Origin of the sequence: Bacillus sp. FSL K6-0268, assembly GCF_038005425.1 — a bacterium.
In the GTDB taxonomy this organism is placed as follows: Bacteria; Bacillota; Bacilli; order Bacillales; family Bacillaceae_G; genus Bacillus_A; species Bacillus_A thuringiensis_S.
The window spans coordinates 1,943,506-1,959,516 of the sequence record NZ_JBBOTF010000001.1 but is presented as its reverse complement, the minus strand read 5'-3'; the positions used below and the strand labels follow the sequence as shown (position 1 = coordinate 1,959,516).

The following is a 16,011-nucleotide window of genomic DNA, read 5'->3' as shown; positions in this document are numbered from 1 at the left end:
CAAGGGCCTTTAAAGATTTTCATTTTGTTGACCAAGTTCTTTTTGAGCAATATATAAATTTCCTTGCTCGACTTGTTTAAGTGTATGAACAGAATCTCCTGCATATCCTTTTTGTGTTTTAACAGTTCTTTTTGAACGATTGGAATTTTGTTTCTTCATATAATAGGCACCTTTCATCAAAAATAAACGAAAATGATAAGTATGAGTAATACAGCAGCGAAAATGGTAATGCCCATTAAAAACGAAGTGTTTTTATATTTAGGTGGCTTATGTACATCTTGCCGATATCCAGGTGAAATTTCAGGGGCAAATTCTTCATCGAATGATTGCTTTTTTTCTTTGTCGTCCATATGTACCCACCTTTCTTTTTCATTATATTACACGTTACAAGAAAAAATATGCATAAAGAAAACAGCCGCTTTATTATGATGTGCACCCCAATTGTTAGACACAATTAACAATTGGAGGTGTATTTTTTTATGGGAAAGTTTTCTCCTAAAGAAAAGATACAGATAGTAAAACAATATTTTAATGGAATAGATGGTGGAAAAAGGCTTGCTAAATCTCTAGGGATTCATTCTAGTGTAATTTATCAGTGGATCAAACAATATGAGGCATTTGGAGAAAAAGCTTTTGAAAAACGCTATACAACTTATTCGCTTCAGTATAAACTAGATGTGCTTAAATATATGGATACGCAAGGGACATCTATTAGAGAAACAGCGGCAATTTTTAATATTTCCTCTCCTGAAATAATTCGTAGATGGAAAGTAGCTTATGATTCAAATGGTGTGGATGCCCTACGTTCAAAGCGGAAGGGACGTCCAGCTATGAAAAATAAGAAGGTTAAGGTGCAACCCAAAAAAGATACAGTGCTAGTTGAGGGGTCTATAGAAGCACTACAAGCAGAAAATGAACTTTTACGTATGGAAAATGATTATTTAAAAAAGTTAAATGCCTTAGTTCAGAAAAAGAACAAATCATAGATCAAGACAGAGCACAGGTAATTTATGAATTAAGGCACGAATACAAAATCATCGATCTTGTGAAAATCGCTGGTATTGCCCGCAGTACGTACTATTACTGGATTAAACAAATGGAACGTCCAGATAAATATAAGAACATTAAAGAATTAATCCAAGAGATTTTTGAAGAGAATTATGGTAGATACGGTTATCGTCGTATCACATTAGAATTACGTAACCGTGGATATATATTAAACCATAAAACAGTTCGTCGTTTAATGAATATTATTGGATTAAAATGCATGGTTCGTATAAAAAAATACCGTTCATATAAGGGAGAAGTAGGGAAATTCGCAAAGAATATTTTGAAGCGTGAATTTAATGCATCTAAGCCTAATGAAAAGTGGGTAACAGATGTCACTGAATTTCATCTCCATGGTAAAAAACTATATTTATCTCCTGTTTTAGACTTATATAACGGGGAGATTATAGCTTACAATATAGAAAATAAACCTGTGTATTCACTTGTATCAAAAATGCTTAATAAAGCCTTTACACGCTTAAATGATGGAGAAACTCCTATTCTTCATTCAGATCAAGGATGGCATTATCAGATGAAGATATATCAACAATCACTAAAAAAACATAAGGTTATCCAAAGTATGTCCCGTAAGGGAAACTGTTTGGACAATGCAGTCATAGAAAACTTCTTTGGCTTATTAAAATCTGAATTATTCTATCTTAAAGATTTTGAAAGTATGGAGCATTTTAAGATAGAATTAGAGAATTATATTCATTATTATAATCACAAAAGAATTAAAGTGAAGTTAAATGGAATGAGTCCAGTACAATACCGGACTCACATCCAATCAGTCGCTTAACTTCTTTGTCTAACTTTTTGGGGTCAGTTCAATTATTAGCGGCTGTTTTGTGTTGCATATTTTCGTTGTACTTGAAAGAGACGGATAAGTAGGAAGGCAGCGCCAAATGCTAGACCGATAATAAGACCGATCCAATAGCCTTTTGCGGCCCATTCTGTATACGTTGCTAGTATGTAACCTAGTGGTAGACCTATTATCCAATAAGCAATTAAAGTCATAATTAGAGCAACATTTACATCTTTATAACCACGCAGAGCTCCTTGTACAGGGGTTGCAATTGCATCTGAAATTTGAAATAAAATCGCAAAGATAAGAAATTCTTTTGCTAAATGATGAACTTTTGCATCTGTCGTATAAATAGAAGCAATTTGATTATCAAAGAAGTAGAGAAGAATCGAATATAATAAAGCAAAGGCAAGGGCTAATCCAATTCCAATCAGTCCGTATTGTTTTGCATTATCGTAACGTTTTGCTCCGACTTCGAATCCGACTGCAATAGTCATTGCCATTGCTAAACTTAGCGGAGTCATATATAACAAGGAAGCAAAGTTCATAGCTGCTTGGTGAGCTGCAATAGTTGTCGTACTAAAATTACTCATCATAAGCGTTACCGCAGCGAAAATACTTGTTTCAAAAAAGATAGCAAATCCGATAGGGACGCCAAGCTTTAAGAATGCTGTCCAACTCGAAAGAGAAGGACGATATAATTGTTTGAAAATGTTAAAAGAGGCAAAAGGCTCTTTCGTCTGAATAATAATGACTGTAATAATTAAAATGCACCAATATGTTGCAGTGGAAGCAATTGCTGCTCCGACACCACCAAGCTTTGGGAAACCGAAGTTACCAAAAATTAATAGGTAATTTAATATTACGTTAATTGGTAATGATAGTAATGTAATAATCATCGTTGTTCGAGTTTTTCCTAATGCATCAATAAATCCACGTAAAACAGTGTACGTGAATAAAGGTATAATTCCTATTGCGATAATACTTAAAAATTGAGCTGCAATTCGTTCCACAGGTTCTTCTAAGCGCATGCCGTTTAAAATAGGTGAAACGACGAAGAAACCGATGAGGATAACAACGAAGCTAGCACAAATTGCTAAATAAACTGCTTGTATGACAACGTGGGGAACGTCCTCTTTTTTCTTGGATCCAACGAGCTGTGCAACAATGGGAGTAGTAGCCATTAAAATTCCTGTTAATCCCGTACTAACTGGAAGCCATATACTTGTTCCAATTGCAACACCTGCTAAATCAGTTGGACTTGCATGTCCTGACATTGTTGTATCAAAAAAGCTCATCGCAAATAATGACATTTGCGTTACGAAAATCGGAAAAAATAGTAATACAAATTGCTTTAACTTTTGTGAGAATGAAGTAGTTTCTTTCATAAAATCCCCTTTCCGTATAAAAAAACAAACTCTTACTATCATACAATTTAATCAAAGATTAGAAAAGAAATACGCGCCTACAACATATGAAACCAATAAAAAAAGGATGCACTTTGAAAAGGGATAAGGTATTATGATAAGGTGTGAAAAAATTACATATTATTTGTTATTAAGGAGGCACTACTTGTGGCTGATTGGTTAATTGGTTTAATCATGGGTGCTGTTGAAGGGTTAACAGAGTTTCTACCAGTATCATCAACAGGACATATGATTTTAACAGGACATTTAATTGGATTTGAAGATGAGAGAGCGAAAGTTTTCGAAGTTGTTATCCAATTGGGATCGATTTTAGCAGTTGTTGTTATATTCTGGAAGCGTCTATGGTCGTTAGTTGGAATAGGAAAAGTAACAGACGGACCATCGTTAAATTTATTACATATTATTATCGGGATGATTCCTGCCGGGGTACTTGGCGTATTATTCCATAGCACTATTAAAGAGGTTTTATTTGGTCCAGGACCAGTTGTTATTAGCTTAGTAGCCGGTGGTATTTTAATGATTGTTGCTGAGAAGTTTTCAAAACCAAGTACAGCAAGAACGTTAGATGAAATCACATATAAACAGGCATTTACAATTGGAATGTTCCAATGTTTAGCTCTTTGGCCAGGGTTTTCTCGTTCTGGTTCTACAATCAGTGGTGGTTTATTAGCTCGCGTGTCGCATACAGCGGCAGCTGAATATACGTTCATTTTAGCGGTACCGATGATGGTAGCTGCAAGTGGGTTAGATTTAATTAAAAGCTGGGATGTATTAAGCTCAGCAGATATAACGCTATTTGTAACAGGATTTGTAACTGCATTCGTTGTTGCGATGCTTGCAATTGTTTCATTCTTGAAATTATTATCTCGTGTAAAACTAACACCGTTCGCTTACTATCGTTTCATTTTAGCTGCGGTATTCTATTTCTTCATTATGTAATAAAAAAAACTGCCGAGCTCGGCAGTTTTTTTTATTTTACTATTTTTTCCACCATATTTTCCATTACATGCTCCCAAAGAGAAGTATCATCAGCTAATGTAGCACGGAAATTAGCATACATTTCTTTTTGTTTTTCTTCGAATGTTGGATCTTCTTTTTCAGGTAATGTAGCGCGCATTGAAGTTACTAATTCTTGTACTTTTGGAGCGCGTGGTCCAAAGACGGCTTGTTCATTTCCATCTTTATCAATGAAAATAAAGATTGGAATCGCACGTGCTGTTCCATTTGTTAAATATTGATCCATTAATTCTAAGTTTTCATCGCGAATTAATAAACTCATATCAATATTTGCAACTTCAGAAATTCGTTTCATAACAGGTACGCATAAAAGAGCATCGCCACACCAATCAGCAGTTAATACGATAACACGCCAGCGGTCATTTTGACGTTCTTCTAATACAGGAAGTAATTCATTTGGAATTAAAAAGTTATTGTAAATGTGTAGTAGCTCGTATTGGTTTACTTGCATTTCATTCACATATGTATCAAAGGACATACCTTTATCAGCCCATTGTTGTAAGTTCATAATTAACACCTCTTTAGTAAGATTTGCTTTCATTGTACCAATTTTTATATAGAAAAGCTTGTATTCTTACTCTTTCTCGTCACTTAATAATTTATTTAAGAGGAAAAAGAATAGTACGACACATAATTCAGCTGTGTTGGACATTTGTACGCTTTCTATCCAATTATCAGCAGTATGAATGACGAACCAATCTAGTGTAATTTCAATGAACGAGAAAAGAGTAATAGAAATCCAATTTGGCATGTTTTGTGTCAGTGGATATAGCAGCGCTTTGAAGAAACTGAAGATGAAAAATGTAATACTGTCTAAGAAAGTGATTAATAAAAAAAGAGAAGTAACGCAGTACGTGAACTATACTCTATACCTGTAATTTGAAAGATTCCTACATATACAAAAAATATAAATGCAAAAACGATAATGAGAAAAAGAGCAATAATACTAGTGATAATCGTTTTATCTTTTAGGCTGAGATTTGAGAATTTCTCCTCCTCATGCATTAAAACACCCCCTTTTTCTGGAAGTTAACTTCATTTTATCATGAAATACCTATTAAAAAACTACGAATTATGGGAAAATAAGGTGACAAAAAGTAAGATTTCATGTAAAATTATTAATAAGGTTTTTATTTAACTAAATGAAATAAAAGGAGCTGTCAAAGTTGTCTCAAAATCGAGAGCAATTAATGGAAGAACTATCGACAAATGTGTTTGCTATGTTTCGCACATTGCGTAATGATATCGGAAAAATATTCGGTGGTTACATACCGTGGAATGAATTCATCGTCCTGAGAATATTAAATCGTACGAATAAAGAAATGGTATCGCGTGTAGCAAATGAATTAAATGTGTCGAATAGTCATATTACAGCTGTTACAGAAAAATTAATTAATAAAGGTTTTGTAACTCGTTCACGTTCTACATCGGATCGCCGAGTTGTGTATTTAGAGATTACAGAACAAGGGAAAGATTTAGTTGCGAAAATGGAAGATGCGAAAAAACAATATTTACAAGAAAGATTCTCTGCACTTTCAGAAGATGAAATGAGTGTAATGATTTCGATTTCCAAAAAACTTATTTAAGTGATTATAAACAAGAAAACGCTTACGTGATGAAAAAGAAGATCTTCCTTATATATGGAAGGTCTTCTTTCGTGTGTAGTAGATGTTAAAAAATAAAATGTGTATGAAAAAAGATAGAGCGCCATACTACTAATACAAGGAAGGGAGGGAGAAATATGACGAATCGTAACGGTAGTAAAGGGAGCGGTAATCAAGGATCACCAAAGTCCGGCCAGTTTAATCAGGAATTTAGCACTGAATTTGAAACTGGTAATGATAATAAAGGGAAAGAATATCGTTCGAAAAAAGGAAGTAAATCAAAAAAGGAGTGAATATATTCACTCCTTTTTTGATTTAAGATGCTGCCGATTGATCAGTATTATATTTTTCTTCTGATTTTGCGACAATCATTGCACAAATTGCATCACCAGAAATGTTTACAGCTGTTCTTGACATATCTAGAATACGGTCAATACCAATAATTAAAGCGATACCTTCTACTGGTAGATTTACTTGATTTAAAACCATTGTAAGCATTACAAGTCCAACACCTGGTACACCAGCAGTACCAATACTAGCTAGTACAGCAGTTAATACGACCATAGCTAATTGCGGTAATGTAAGTTCAACTCCGTATACTTGAGCGATAAATACAGTTGCTACCCCTTGCATAATAGCGGTACCATCCATATTAATCGTTGCACCGAGTGGTTGTACAAATGAGCTGATTGCTTTTGGAACTCCAAGCTTCTCTTGTGCGGTTTTCATTGCAAATGGAAGAGATGCATTAGAGCTAGATGTGCTAAAGCCAATTGCCATTACCGGTCCGAAATGCTTAAAGAACCGGACGATACTTTCTTTTGCTAATACCTTTAATAGGCCGCCATATACAAAGACCCCGTGAATAATGAGTACTAACATAACGACAATCATATACTTGAACATCGCAGCGACGCCTGCAAGACCCATTTTACCAACGGATGAAGCGAGCAAACCGAATGTTCCAATTGGGGCTAATTTCATAACGAGATTAACAAGATACATCATTAATTCGTTGCCCTGTTCAAGTAATGAATGGATACCTTGAACTCGTTTTCCTAAAATAGCTATACCGAGTCCAATCAATACGGCAAAGGCAATGATTTGTAACATGTTTCCGTCAGCCATTGCTTTTGCTGGGTTATCTGGTACGATATTTAGCAATGTTTCGACGAAAGATGTTTCAGTTTTTGCACCTTCATACTTAAGACCTTCTGTTTTAAAATTACCGCCAGCTCCTGGTTTTATAATAAGTGCAAATGTAACCGCTATAGAGATGGCAACCGCAGTTGTTACGAGAAAGAATGAAATTGATTTTAAACCGATTCTTCCAAGTTGTTTCGGATCTCCAAGGCCGGCAGCACCAAGTACGATAGAAATGAATACAACAGGAACAACTAGCATTTTAATAAGGCGAATAAACAATTGACCAATTGGGTTGAACACATATTGATTTAGTGGCTCAAAGATAGATGGAGCGGCTAAATTTAGAGTGAGTCCAACAACTAGACCTAGAAATAATGCGATTAAGATTGCTTTTGTTTGTTTCAATAAAATCCCCCCTTTTGTTTGTGCGAAAGTTCTTTCTAAAGTAATTATACCGAAAAAACACCTAATTTAACAATATTTTCTGAATTTTTTGTTTTTATTTAAGTGTAGATAGACTGATTTTGTGTTTGGAAAATAAAATAGACCATCACATAGGATGGTCTAGGGAAGGGGACAATTTATGTCAATTTAATTAGGGATGGAAGCTGCTTTAAGACACTGGGGAATGTCTTAAAAATTAGGGAGGAACAACTTCGATACATATACTATAAAAGGTAGGTGTGACTCTCATGTGAACATAGGGTGAAAGAGAGAGGGAGTTTTAAAGAAAAGATAGAAAGACAAAAAAATAAGACCATCATTTATAAGATGGTCAAGGAAGGGGACAATTTATGTCAATTTAATTAGGGATGGAAGTTGTTCAAAGACACTGGGGAATGTCTTAAAAATTAGGGAGGAACAACTTCGATATATATACTATAAAAGGTAGGTGTGACTCTCATGTGAACATAGGGTGAAAGAGAGAGGGAGTTTTAAAGAAAAGATAGAAAGACAAAAAAATAAGACCATCATTTATAAGATGGTCAAGGAAGGGGACAATTTATGTCAATTTAATTAGGGATGGAAGCTATTCAAAGACACTGGGGAATGTCTTAAAAATTAGGGAGGAACAGCTTCGATACATATACTATAAAAGGTGGATGTGACCTCTGTGTGAACATAGAGTGAAAGAGAGAGGGAGTTTTAAAGAAAAGATAGAAAGACAAAAAAATAAGACCATCATTTATAAGATGGTCAAGGAAGGGGGCAATTTATGTCAATTTAATTAGGGATGGAAGCTATTCAAAGACACTGGGGAATGTCTTAAAAATTAGGGAGGAACAGCTTCGATACATATACTATAAAAGGTGGATGTGACCTCTATGTGAACATAGAGTGAAAGATATGGGGATTTGAAAAATAGTACATATGAAATTGTTATTGCTAGCAATATTGAGCTAGGATATATAGTTTTCCAGCATAAAACAAAAAGGAATCTGAATATAAATAAAAGTTGTAATCTATGAAAAAAAGGATTATGCTCAACTATATTATAAGAATATAAGGTTTGTCCCAATTGTTTAAGGGCTTTTTAAAAGCTTTTTATTTATGAGGGGAAAGCTTCACTTTAATAAGGGAGTTAGTGATATGGAAGTAACAAAAAAACAAGGGCTGTATAATCGTCTTATACGATTAAACCCACCACAAATATTAGCATTAGGTTTTTTCTGCTTAATTGTGGTTGGCGGTTTGTTATTAAAGTTACCATTCGCAACGAAAGCACATATTAGTTGGGTAGATGCTTTCTTTACAGCAACGTCAGCAGCGACCGTAACTGGTTTGGGAGTAGTGGATACAGCAAGTACATTTACGATGTTTGGCGAAATTGTTATTATGTTTTTAATTCAAACAGGTGGTCTAGGTCTTATGACAATTGCCATTTTAATTGTTTGGGTATTAGGCAAAAAAATCGGATTACGCCATCGTTTATTAATTGGAGAAGCATTTAATCAAACAAATATAGGTGGTCTTGTAAAATTAGTAAAGCGTGTCTTTATATTTTCGATTTGTATTGAGCTTATTGGGGTCATCTTTTTATCGTTTCGCTTTATTCCAGAGTTTGGTTTTGGAAAAGGTTTATACTATAGTATTTTTCATGTAATTGCATCTTATAATAATGCAGGATTTGCTTTATGGCCAGATAATTTAACAAGATATGTAGGGGATCCCATTATTAATATTGGGATTTGCTCTTTAATTGTAATAGGTGGACTCGGTTTTACCGTATTAATTGATATATGGTATAGTCGCAGTTTTCGAAAATTATCACTTCACTCAAAAATAATGATTATTGGAACAGTAGTGTTAAATGTTATAGCAATGATTGTAATTTTTGTATTGGAATATAATAATGTGAAGACGTTAGGGAATTTATCTTTAAATGAAAAACTATGGGCTTCCTTCTTTCAAGGTATTACCCCGCGGACAGCTGGATTTAATACGATTGACTATGGAGGTATGGAAGAATCATCTATATTATTTACGATGATTTTAATGTTTATTGGTGCAGGAAGTGTATCAACAGGTGGAGGAATTAAATTAACAACGTTTGTTATCTTAATTACATCTGTCCTTTCTTTCTTTAGAAAAAAGGAAGAAATTGTTTTATTTCAGCGTACAATTAAAATGTCGACAGTAACGAGGGCCTTAGCGATTGCTGTTGCTAGTCAAATACTTATTTTTACAGCGGTATTTATATTAATGCTTACAGAAAACTTCAGCTTTATTCAATTATTATTTGAGACAATATCAGCGTTTGGCACAGTCGGATTAACGATGGGAATTACTGCAAAGCTATCGGCATTCGGAAAATGTATTATTATGTTTGTTATGTTTTGCGGATTAATTGGACCGTTAACACTTGTGTTTTCTTTAGCGCGACCAGCAAAACAAAAAATAAAATATCCATCGGAAGATGTGTTTACAGGATAAGGTATCCCGCGTTAAGCGAGATACCTTTTTCTTTTTTAGAACAGGGAGAACAATAAACCAATAAGTGCTACTCGGAATAAAATTGCGATAAGTGCAGCAATCCCACCGACAACTGCAGCGATACCGCCAGTTACAGTAGCTCCGCGATTATAAGCGTAAATACCGAGTAAAACAGAAACAAGACCAAATAGTGTTGGGAATGTAAATAGCGATAAGATAGATAGCGCAAGAGCGATAAAACCAGCAGTTGATCCAGCGGCGGATGATTTTACAACATCTTTATCGTCTTTATCATCGTAATCATAATCAATGCGTTGTGGTGCAACCTCAGCGGCGTACTCTTCTTTATAGTCACTATAATCACTATCTATTCTATCTCTTCTTTTATAATCATCAAATTTCTCAGTCAAAGTCATGACTCCTTTCATAACAAGGTTCAATAGTAGTATGTATCTCTTTTTCTTTTTTATCCTGCTATTTGTGGGAGTCGAGCTACGTACACATCCTACTGATTAAAGTTTCACTATACCGGAGCATGTACAGGGAGTAGTATCTTTTAAAAGGAGGAAAATGTTTTCTTGAAATAGGAAAAGTTAGTATGACTTCCTCTATTTTGGAAAGTATAAAAAGGAATAAAGAGGAAAGGGTGCAATACATAATGGAACATCCAATTGAAAATTTAATGAAAACGGCAATGACAAATTTAAAAGAGATGGTAGATGTAAATACAATTGTTGGGAGCCCGGTCTCAACAGCTGACGGAAATGTAGTATTAACAGTATCTCAGGTGGCTTTTGGTTTTGGAGCTGGTGGAAGTGATTTTAAAGGGGATTTCATTACTGAAAAACATAACGGTGGGCAAAATCAGCATAAAGAGAAAAAGCAAGGGCATCCATTTGGAGGAGGAAGCGGGGCTGGGGTTTCTATTAGCCCAGTTGCTTTTTTAGTAGTCGGTTCTAACGGTGTGCAAGTATTACACCTCAATAGTAGTACACATTTAATTGAAAAGGCTTTAAATACGGTACCAAGCACTGTAGATAAATTTGTAAATGGTCGCCAAAAGTGAACTTGCATTTTTTAGGAATTATGATATATTAGAAAAAGTGCGCTTTAGGATGATCGGAATAATTGAACTGTAAATATATATGATGTGTGGAATAAGGGAGAGGAATTTATGATTAATATCAAAAACTTAGTAGTTGGTTTATGTATGTTAGTAAGCGGTTTTGTTGTATATGTAATAAAAGAAAAAGCTCCATTCTAAAACAGACAAACCGTTACTGTCTGTTTTTAATTTACAAAAAATGTTGACAAGTTATTTTATTGATGTTAAAATTTTAATTCGTGTCTCGGTTACAGCTAGTATAAAGTAAATAAATCTTATAAATGTAATACGAAAAGTTTGCGAAAGATCGGGTAGTCTTACCAACAACTTTTGTGAACAAACCCTATAAATTATAAGTGTAAGCTTTATAGGTATACTAGTGAATCAAGGAGCGGTCAGTGGAACCGTAATGATGAGAGAGAGGTAGGGCTTTCATCCAGTATATGTTACTTTCCCGTTAGGTGAATATAAAAAAGAGGACTCCTTTTCAAAAGGAGTCCTCTTTCTTTTTTTAAGTGCGAATTTCAACTTGTTGACAAATTTCATCCGTTGTTAAACCGTGAGCTGTAATGACTGATCCTTTAATTGATGCATCTGCAATGCCCATCACATTAGAATCTTGCCCAGTTACAACGCAACAATCACACCCTTGTGCATCCTGTTCTGAGTTAAGTGTAACAACTTCATGACCTTGTTGCTGAAGAGCTTGTTGAACGTCTGTTAATGAGTTTTCAACGCCAATTCTAGCCATAATTCTCACCTCCTACCATCTAATTGCTAGTATGCTCAAGTTCACTGCATATATTTATGAAAAGACGGTAGGAAGTAAATCTTTGTTTAGTCGTTATATACGCCAGTAAGCATTTGACTAACGAATTGATCGTTTAATGTATCTTGTGCAGAAGAAGTATTTGAATGGATGTCGATTGAAGCAATAAAATGATTATGTTCTTGCGTGTTTGGTTCTACCTCTACGTAATTATCGAATTTACAAAAACCTTTCGTGTCCATTAGATCAAATAATTGCAACATTTCTACTACCTCTTGTCTCGTTCCTTTAATTTGTACACATGCCATATTTATTTCCTCCTTCATTTTGACAAATTGTTTTTTAAAAATAGGATTATGATTACGAAATGAAAAATATGAATGTTATTTTTAGACAGCGCTATTTTTGTTATTTTCCCCCTTTTTCAGCAAAAGTCGTTATATATTCCCGGATTTATAAAATCGGACGTCCGTTTATTGAATACAATAGATTCGTATTAATTGATGAAAATCCTTCTTTTAAACAAATATTTTTTTAGTGAAAATTGGCGAAAAAAATTTTCGGACTTTTTGTAAACGTTAACAATGTTGTTAAATCAATATAATTGAAGATGTACGTACGATTAAAAATTATAAATTTTCTAAAAATTTACTTGATTTATTTAAAAAGGAGAGTAAACTAGGAAACAATAAAAAATTCATAGAACATAGGAGGCACTTCCAGTGAATGAGCAATGGATTTTCTTAAATGGAGAATTTGTTCCGAAAGATGAAGCAAAAGTTTCGGTATATGATCATGGCTATTTATATGGCGATGGAGTATTTGAAGGAATTAGAGTTTATAGCGGTAATGTTTTCCGTTTGAGAGAGCATCTTGTCCGGTTGTATGAATCAGCAAAATCAATCCTTTTAGAAATTCCATATTCATTAGATGAAGTAACGAATATTGTTGTTGAGACGATTCGACAAAATAAATTATCTAATGGATACATTCGCCTTGTTGTATCAAGAGGAGCAGGAGATCTTGGATTGGATCCCGATTCATGTAAGAAGCCGAATGTAGTAGTAATTGCAGAACAATTATCTTTATTCCCACAAGAATATTATGAGAAAGGGATTCCAGTTGTAACAGTTGCAACGCGCCGAAATCGTCCCGATGTTTTATCCCCTCAAGTAAAATCTTTAAATTACTTAAACAATATTTTAGTTCGTATTGAAGCGAAATTAGCTGGAGTACAAGAAGCACTTATGTTAAATGATCAAGGATATGTTGCTGAAGGATCAGGAGATAACGTGTTTATTGTTAAAGGAAATAAATTAATTACACCACCAAGTTCTGCTGGAGCGTTAGAAGGTATTACACGAAACGCCATTTTAGAAATCGGCGAAAAACTTGGATATGACGTAAGAGAAGAGTTATTTACAAGACATGATGTATATGTAGCTGATGAAGTGTTTTTAACAGGAACAGCTGCTGAAGTTATTGCTGTTACGACAGTAGATGGTAGAACGATTGGTTTAGGGCAAACGGGTCCACATACGAATCGTTTATTGGAAGAATTCCGAAAGTTAGTTATAGAAGATGGAGAGAAAATTTACGAAGAAAATAAAGTTGGATAACAACTTTTTATAACATAAGAAAGCGTTGAGAGGGAGGAGTAGTTGATTGTGAAGCCTCACAGAGAGTCGGTGGTTGCTGAAAACCGATGGTTCACGTCGACGAACATCGCCCTTGAGTGCTAAGCTGAAGCATTTGTCTAGGCTTAGACGGTAGCTCCGTTATTAGCTAGATCCATTTATGGGTCACTGAGGCAAGAGTATTCTTGCAAAGAAGGGTGGTACCGCGAAATCTTTCGTCCCTTCAGCACATAGCTGGAGTGTGGACGTAGGATTTTTTTTATTGATAAAGGTTTTCAAAAAGGGGGCTTATAAGAACAATGTCTTCAAAAACGGAAGAGAAACTGGCAACTGGTGCACAGCTATTGTTAGAAGCGCTAGAAAAGGAAGGAGTAGAAGTGATTTTCGGTTATCCTGGTGGTGCTGTTTTACCTCTCTATGATGCACTGTATGATTGTGAAATTCCTCATATTTTAACAAGGCATGAGCAAGGAGCAATTCACGCTGCTGAAGGGTATGCCAGAATTACTGGTAATCCAGGGGTTGTCATTGCAACGAGTGGTCCAGGTGCTACAAATGTGATTACTGGTCTAGCAGATGCGATGATTGATTCATTACCACTTGTTGTATTTACAGGGCAAGTAGCAACAACGTTAATTGGAAGTGATGCTTTCCAAGAAGCGGATATTATGGGGCTTACAATGCCGGTGACAAAACATAACTATCAAGTGCGAAAGGCTTCAGATTTACCTCGAATTATTAAAGAAGCATTTCATATTGCTAAAACAGGAAGACCAGGCCCAGTCGTGATCGATCTTCCGAAAGATATGGTAGTAGAGCAAGGAGAACGATGTAATGATGTGCAAATGGATTTACCAGGATACAACCCAAATTATGAACCGAATTTACTCCAAATAAACAAATTATTACAAGCAATTAGTGCTGCAAACAAGCCGTTAATTTTAGCTGGAGCAGGTGTATTGCATGCGAAAGCATCAAAAGAGTTAACAAGTTTTGCGCGTAAATATGAAATTCCTGTTGTGCATACATTACTTGGTCTTGGTGGCTTTCCGCCAGATGATGAACTTTTTCTAGGGATGGGGGGAATGCATGGTTCTTACACAGCCAATATGGCGTTATATGAATGCGACTTACTCATTAATGTAGGCGCGAGATTTGATGATCGGCTTACTGGAAATTTAGCTTATTTTGCTAAAGGAGCGACTGTCGCGCATATCGATATCGATCCAGCAGAAATCGGAAAAAATGTGCCGACTGAAATTCCTATTGTTGCAAGTGCTAAGCGGGCATTGGAAGTATTACTTCAACCAGAAGGAAGGAAAGAAAATCATCATGAATGGATCTCTTTATTAAAGAGTAGAAAAGAACAGTATCCATTCTCTTATAAACGAAACTCTGAAAGTATTAAACCTCAATACGCGATTGATATGCTATATGAAATCACGAAAGGAGAAGCGATTGTAACAACAGACGTTGGGCAACATCAAATGTGGGCAGCGCAATATTATCCGCTGAAAAATCCAGATAAATGGGTAACTTCTGGCGGATTGGGAACGATGGGATTCGGATTTCCAGCAGCAATTGGTGCGCAAATCGCAAAGCCTGAAGAACTAGTCATTGCAATTGTTGGTGACGCTGGGTTTCAAATGACTCTACAAGAATTAAGTGTATTAAAAGAACATTCTTTACCTGTTAAAGTATTTATTTTAAATAATGAAGCTTTAGGAATGGTAAGGCAATGGCAAGACGAATTTTATAATCAAAGATATTCACATTCCTTATTGTCGTGTCAACCAGATTTCGTCGCTCTTGCGAATGCGTATGGTATAAAAGCTGTTCGTATTGATGATCCACTTCTTGCAAAGAAGCAGTTGAAGCATGCGATTGAATTAAAAGAACCAGTCTTAATTGATTGCCGTGTACTTCAATCTGAGAAAGTTATGCCGATGGTTGCGCCCGGGAAAGGCGTTCACCAAATGGAAGGAGTGGAAAAAAGGTGAAGAGAATTGTTACAGCGACAGTTCGAAATCAAAGTGGTGTGTTAAACCGAATTACAGGGGTTATGACACGAAGACATTTTAATATTGAAAGTATTTCAGTAGGTCATACGGAATCATCAGATATATCGCGAATGACGATAGTTGTGCATGTGGAAAGTGAACAGCAAGTTGAGCAGTTAATTAAACAACTTCATAAGCAAATCGATGTTCTGAAAGTATCAGATATTACAGAAGAAGCGATGATTGCTAGAGAGCTTGCTCTTATTAAAGTAGCAACTTCTGTAGCAAGGGCGGAATTATATAGTTTAATTGAACCGTTTCGAGCCGCTGTAATAGATGTTGGGAAGGATTCCATAGTTGTGCAAGTAACAGGTACGCAAGATAAAGTGGAAGCGTTAATTGAATTACTTAGACCATACGGTTTGAAAGAAATTGCGAGAACAGGTGTAACAGCATTTACACGTAGTATGAAAAAACAAGATAAGCAAGTTATGTTAATTCAATAATCATTTAAATATAG

18 protein-coding genes, 1 pseudogene and 1 other annotated feature are annotated in these 16,011 nt (G+C 35.2%); of the genes and pseudogenes, 10 read left to right on the top strand and 9 right to left on the bottom strand.

The window, feature by feature from the left end:
- Window positions 1-9 precede the first annotated feature (9 nt).
- Together MHI28_RS09970 and MHI28_RS09965 are read right to left on the bottom strand one after the other, a co-directional pair.
- Entirely contained in the window at window positions 10-159 is a 150-nt protein-coding gene (locus tag MHI28_RS09970) for a hypothetical protein (RefSeq protein WP_000744623.1), read from the bottom strand.
- Window positions 160-176: 17 nt separating this feature from the next.
- Entirely contained in the window at window positions 177-350 is a 174-nt protein-coding gene (locus MHI28_RS09965) for a hypothetical protein (protein WP_000341062.1), read from the bottom strand.
- 129 nt (window positions 351-479) lie between these two features.
- On the opposite strand from MHI28_RS09965, the gene MHI28_RS09960 reads away from it, so the two are divergent.
- A protein-coding gene (locus MHI28_RS09960; protein WP_327947199.1) for an IS3 family transposase occupies window positions 480-1,846 on the top strand; the annotation gives its coding sequence in 2 pieces (ribosomal slippage) (window positions 480-942 and window positions 942-1,846; 1,368 coding nt in all).
- 35 nt (window positions 1,847-1,881) lie between these two features.
- On the opposite strand, the gene MHI28_RS09955 is transcribed toward MHI28_RS09960, so the two are convergent.
- Window positions 1,882-3,240: an MATE family efflux transporter gene (locus tag MHI28_RS09955; RefSeq protein WP_000665558.1), complete on the bottom strand. Its 1,359-nt coding sequence runs from the start codon at window positions 3,238-3,240 to the stop codon at window positions 1,882-1,884.
- Between the two features lie 186 nt (window positions 3,241-3,426).
- Between MHI28_RS09955 and uppP the strand changes: the two genes are divergently transcribed.
- Window positions 3,427-4,218, top strand: a complete 792-nt coding sequence (uppP, locus tag MHI28_RS09950; protein WP_000796263.1) for a bacitracin resistance undecaprenyl-diphosphatase — start codon at window positions 3,427-3,429, stop codon at window positions 4,216-4,218.
- A 31-nt stretch (window positions 4,219-4,249) separates the two neighbouring features.
- On the opposite strand, the gene MHI28_RS09945 is transcribed toward uppP, so the two are convergent.
- A complete protein-coding gene (locus tag MHI28_RS09945; protein ID WP_340827847.1) occupies window positions 4,250-4,837 on the bottom strand; it encodes a thioredoxin family protein in 588 nt (195 codons plus the stop codon).
- A 33-nt stretch (window positions 4,838-4,870) separates the two neighbouring features.
- A pseudogene (locus tag MHI28_RS09940) lies at window positions 4,871-5,301 on the bottom strand (regulatory YrvL family protein).
- A gap of 161 nt (window positions 5,302-5,462) precedes the next feature.
- Between MHI28_RS09940 and MHI28_RS09935 the strand changes: the two are divergent.
- Both MHI28_RS09935 and MHI28_RS09930 read left to right on the top strand, forming a co-directional pair.
- Window positions 5,463-5,882 carry a MarR family winged helix-turn-helix transcriptional regulator gene (locus MHI28_RS09935; protein WP_000081433.1) on the top strand — a complete coding sequence of 140 codons (420 nt, stop codon included), beginning with the start codon at window positions 5,463-5,465 and terminating at the stop codon, window positions 5,880-5,882.
- Window positions 5,883-6,037: 155 nt separating this feature from the next.
- Window positions 6,038-6,193, top strand: coding sequence for a hypothetical protein (locus MHI28_RS09930; protein ID WP_000184928.1), 156 nt, complete (start codon window positions 6,038-6,040; stop codon window positions 6,191-6,193).
- Window positions 6,194-6,215: 22 nt separating this feature from the next.
- Here the strand turns inward: MHI28_RS09930 and MHI28_RS09925 are convergent, their stop codons facing one another.
- Window positions 6,216-7,451, bottom strand: coding sequence for a dicarboxylate/amino acid:cation symporter (locus MHI28_RS09925; RefSeq protein ID WP_000814811.1), 1,236 nt, complete (start codon window positions 7,449-7,451; stop codon window positions 6,216-6,218).
- A 1,185-nt stretch (window positions 7,452-8,636) separates the two neighbouring features.
- On the opposite strand from MHI28_RS09925, the gene MHI28_RS09920 reads away from it, so the two are divergent.
- A complete protein-coding gene (locus MHI28_RS09920) occupies window positions 8,637-9,980 on the top strand; it encodes a TrkH family potassium uptake protein (RefSeq protein ID WP_000454114.1) in 1,344 nt (447 codons plus the stop codon).
- A gap of 35 nt (window positions 9,981-10,015) precedes the next feature.
- Here MHI28_RS09920 and MHI28_RS09915 read toward each other — a convergent pair whose 3' ends face one another.
- Complete coding sequence (locus MHI28_RS09915; protein WP_000136546.1) at window positions 10,016-10,390, bottom strand: hypothetical protein; 375 nt, start codon at window positions 10,388-10,390, stop codon at window positions 10,016-10,018.
- Window positions 10,391-10,578: 188 nt separating this feature from the next.
- On the opposite strand from MHI28_RS09915, the gene ytfJ reads away from it, so the two are divergent.
- The gene (gene ytfJ, locus MHI28_RS09910; RefSeq protein WP_000204240.1) at window positions 10,579-11,046 is read left to right on the top strand and encodes a GerW family sporulation protein; all 468 of its coding nucleotides are present in this window, start codon (window positions 10,579-10,581) and stop codon (window positions 11,044-11,046) included.
- A gap of 108 nt (window positions 11,047-11,154) precedes the next feature.
- Window positions 11,155-11,244 carry a hypothetical protein gene (locus MHI28_RS09905; RefSeq protein ID WP_000608225.1) on the top strand — a complete coding sequence of 30 codons (90 nt, stop codon included), beginning with the start codon at window positions 11,155-11,157 and terminating at the stop codon, window positions 11,242-11,244.
- A 352-nt stretch (window positions 11,245-11,596) separates the two neighbouring features.
- Here MHI28_RS09905 and MHI28_RS09900 read toward each other — a convergent pair whose 3' ends face one another.
- The gene (locus MHI28_RS09900; protein ID WP_000101020.1) at window positions 11,597-11,836 is read right to left on the bottom strand and encodes a YkuS family protein; all 240 of its coding nucleotides are present in this window, start codon (window positions 11,834-11,836) and stop codon (window positions 11,597-11,599) included.
- An 86-nt stretch (window positions 11,837-11,922) separates the two neighbouring features.
- Entirely contained in the window at window positions 11,923-12,162 is a 240-nt protein-coding gene (locus MHI28_RS09895; RefSeq protein ID WP_000752514.1) for a DUF3911 family protein, read from the bottom strand.
- A 414-nt stretch (window positions 12,163-12,576) separates the two neighbouring features.
- On the opposite strand from MHI28_RS09895, the gene ilvE reads away from it, so the two are divergent.
- The 3 genes from ilvE (at window position 12,577) to ilvN (ending at window position 15,997) form a co-directional block, all read left to right on the top strand.
- Window positions 12,577-13,473 carry a branched-chain-amino-acid transaminase gene (gene ilvE / locus MHI28_RS09890; protein ID WP_001005482.1) on the top strand — a complete coding sequence of 299 codons (897 nt, stop codon included), beginning with the start codon at window positions 12,577-12,579 and terminating at the stop codon, window positions 13,471-13,473.
- A 16-nt stretch (window positions 13,474-13,489) separates the two neighbouring features.
- Window positions 13,490-13,717 (top strand) — a binding site (T-box leader).
- 73 nt (window positions 13,718-13,790) lie between these two features.
- Window positions 13,791-15,491 (top strand): acetolactate synthase large subunit, encoded by a 1,701-nt coding sequence (gene ilvB, locus MHI28_RS09885; RefSeq protein ID WP_000095837.1) that lies wholly within the window; start codon window positions 13,791-13,793, stop codon window positions 15,489-15,491.
- Window positions 15,488-15,997, top strand: coding sequence for an acetolactate synthase small subunit (gene ilvN, locus MHI28_RS09880; protein WP_000822952.1), 510 nt, complete (start codon window positions 15,488-15,490; stop codon window positions 15,995-15,997). Before ilvB ends, ilvN begins: the two co-directional genes overlap by 4 nt.
- The last annotated feature ends 14 nt before the right edge of the window (window positions 15,998-16,011 follow it).

Coding starts and splice junctions, on each gene's coding strand:
- MHI28_RS09970 (WP_000744623.1), bottom strand. CDS start 159: ATGAAGAAACAAAATTCCAATCGTTCAAAAAGAACTGTTAAAACACAA.
- MHI28_RS09965 (WP_000341062.1), bottom strand. CDS start 350: ATGGACGACAAAGAAAAAAAGCAATCATTCGATGAAGAATTTGCCCCT.
- MHI28_RS09955 (WP_000665558.1), bottom strand. CDS start 3,240: ATGAAAGAAACTACTTCATTCTCACAAAAGTTAAAGCAATTTGTATTA.
- MHI28_RS09945 (WP_340827847.1), bottom strand. CDS start 4,837: ATGAAAGCAAATCTTACTAAAGAGGTGTTAATTATGAACTTACAACAA.
- MHI28_RS09930 (WP_000184928.1), top strand. CDS start 6,038: ATGACGAATCGTAACGGTAGTAAAGGGAGCGGTAATCAAGGATCACCA.
- MHI28_RS09920 (WP_000454114.1), top strand. CDS start 8,637: ATGGAAGTAACAAAAAAACAAGGGCTGTATAATCGTCTTATACGATTA.
- ytfJ (WP_000204240.1), top strand. CDS start 10,579: ATGACTTCCTCTATTTTGGAAAGTATAAAAAGGAATAAAGAGGAAAGG.
- MHI28_RS09905 (WP_000608225.1), top strand. CDS start 11,155: ATGATTAATATCAAAAACTTAGTAGTTGGTTTATGTATGTTAGTAAGC.
- MHI28_RS09900 (WP_000101020.1), bottom strand. CDS start 11,836: ATGGCTAGAATTGGCGTTGAAAACTCATTAACAGACGTTCAACAAGCT.
- MHI28_RS09895 (WP_000752514.1), bottom strand. CDS start 12,162: ATGGCATGTGTACAAATTAAAGGAACGAGACAAGAGGTAGTAGAAATG.
- ilvB (WP_000095837.1), top strand. CDS start 13,791: ATGTCTTCAAAAACGGAAGAGAAACTGGCAACTGGTGCACAGCTATTG.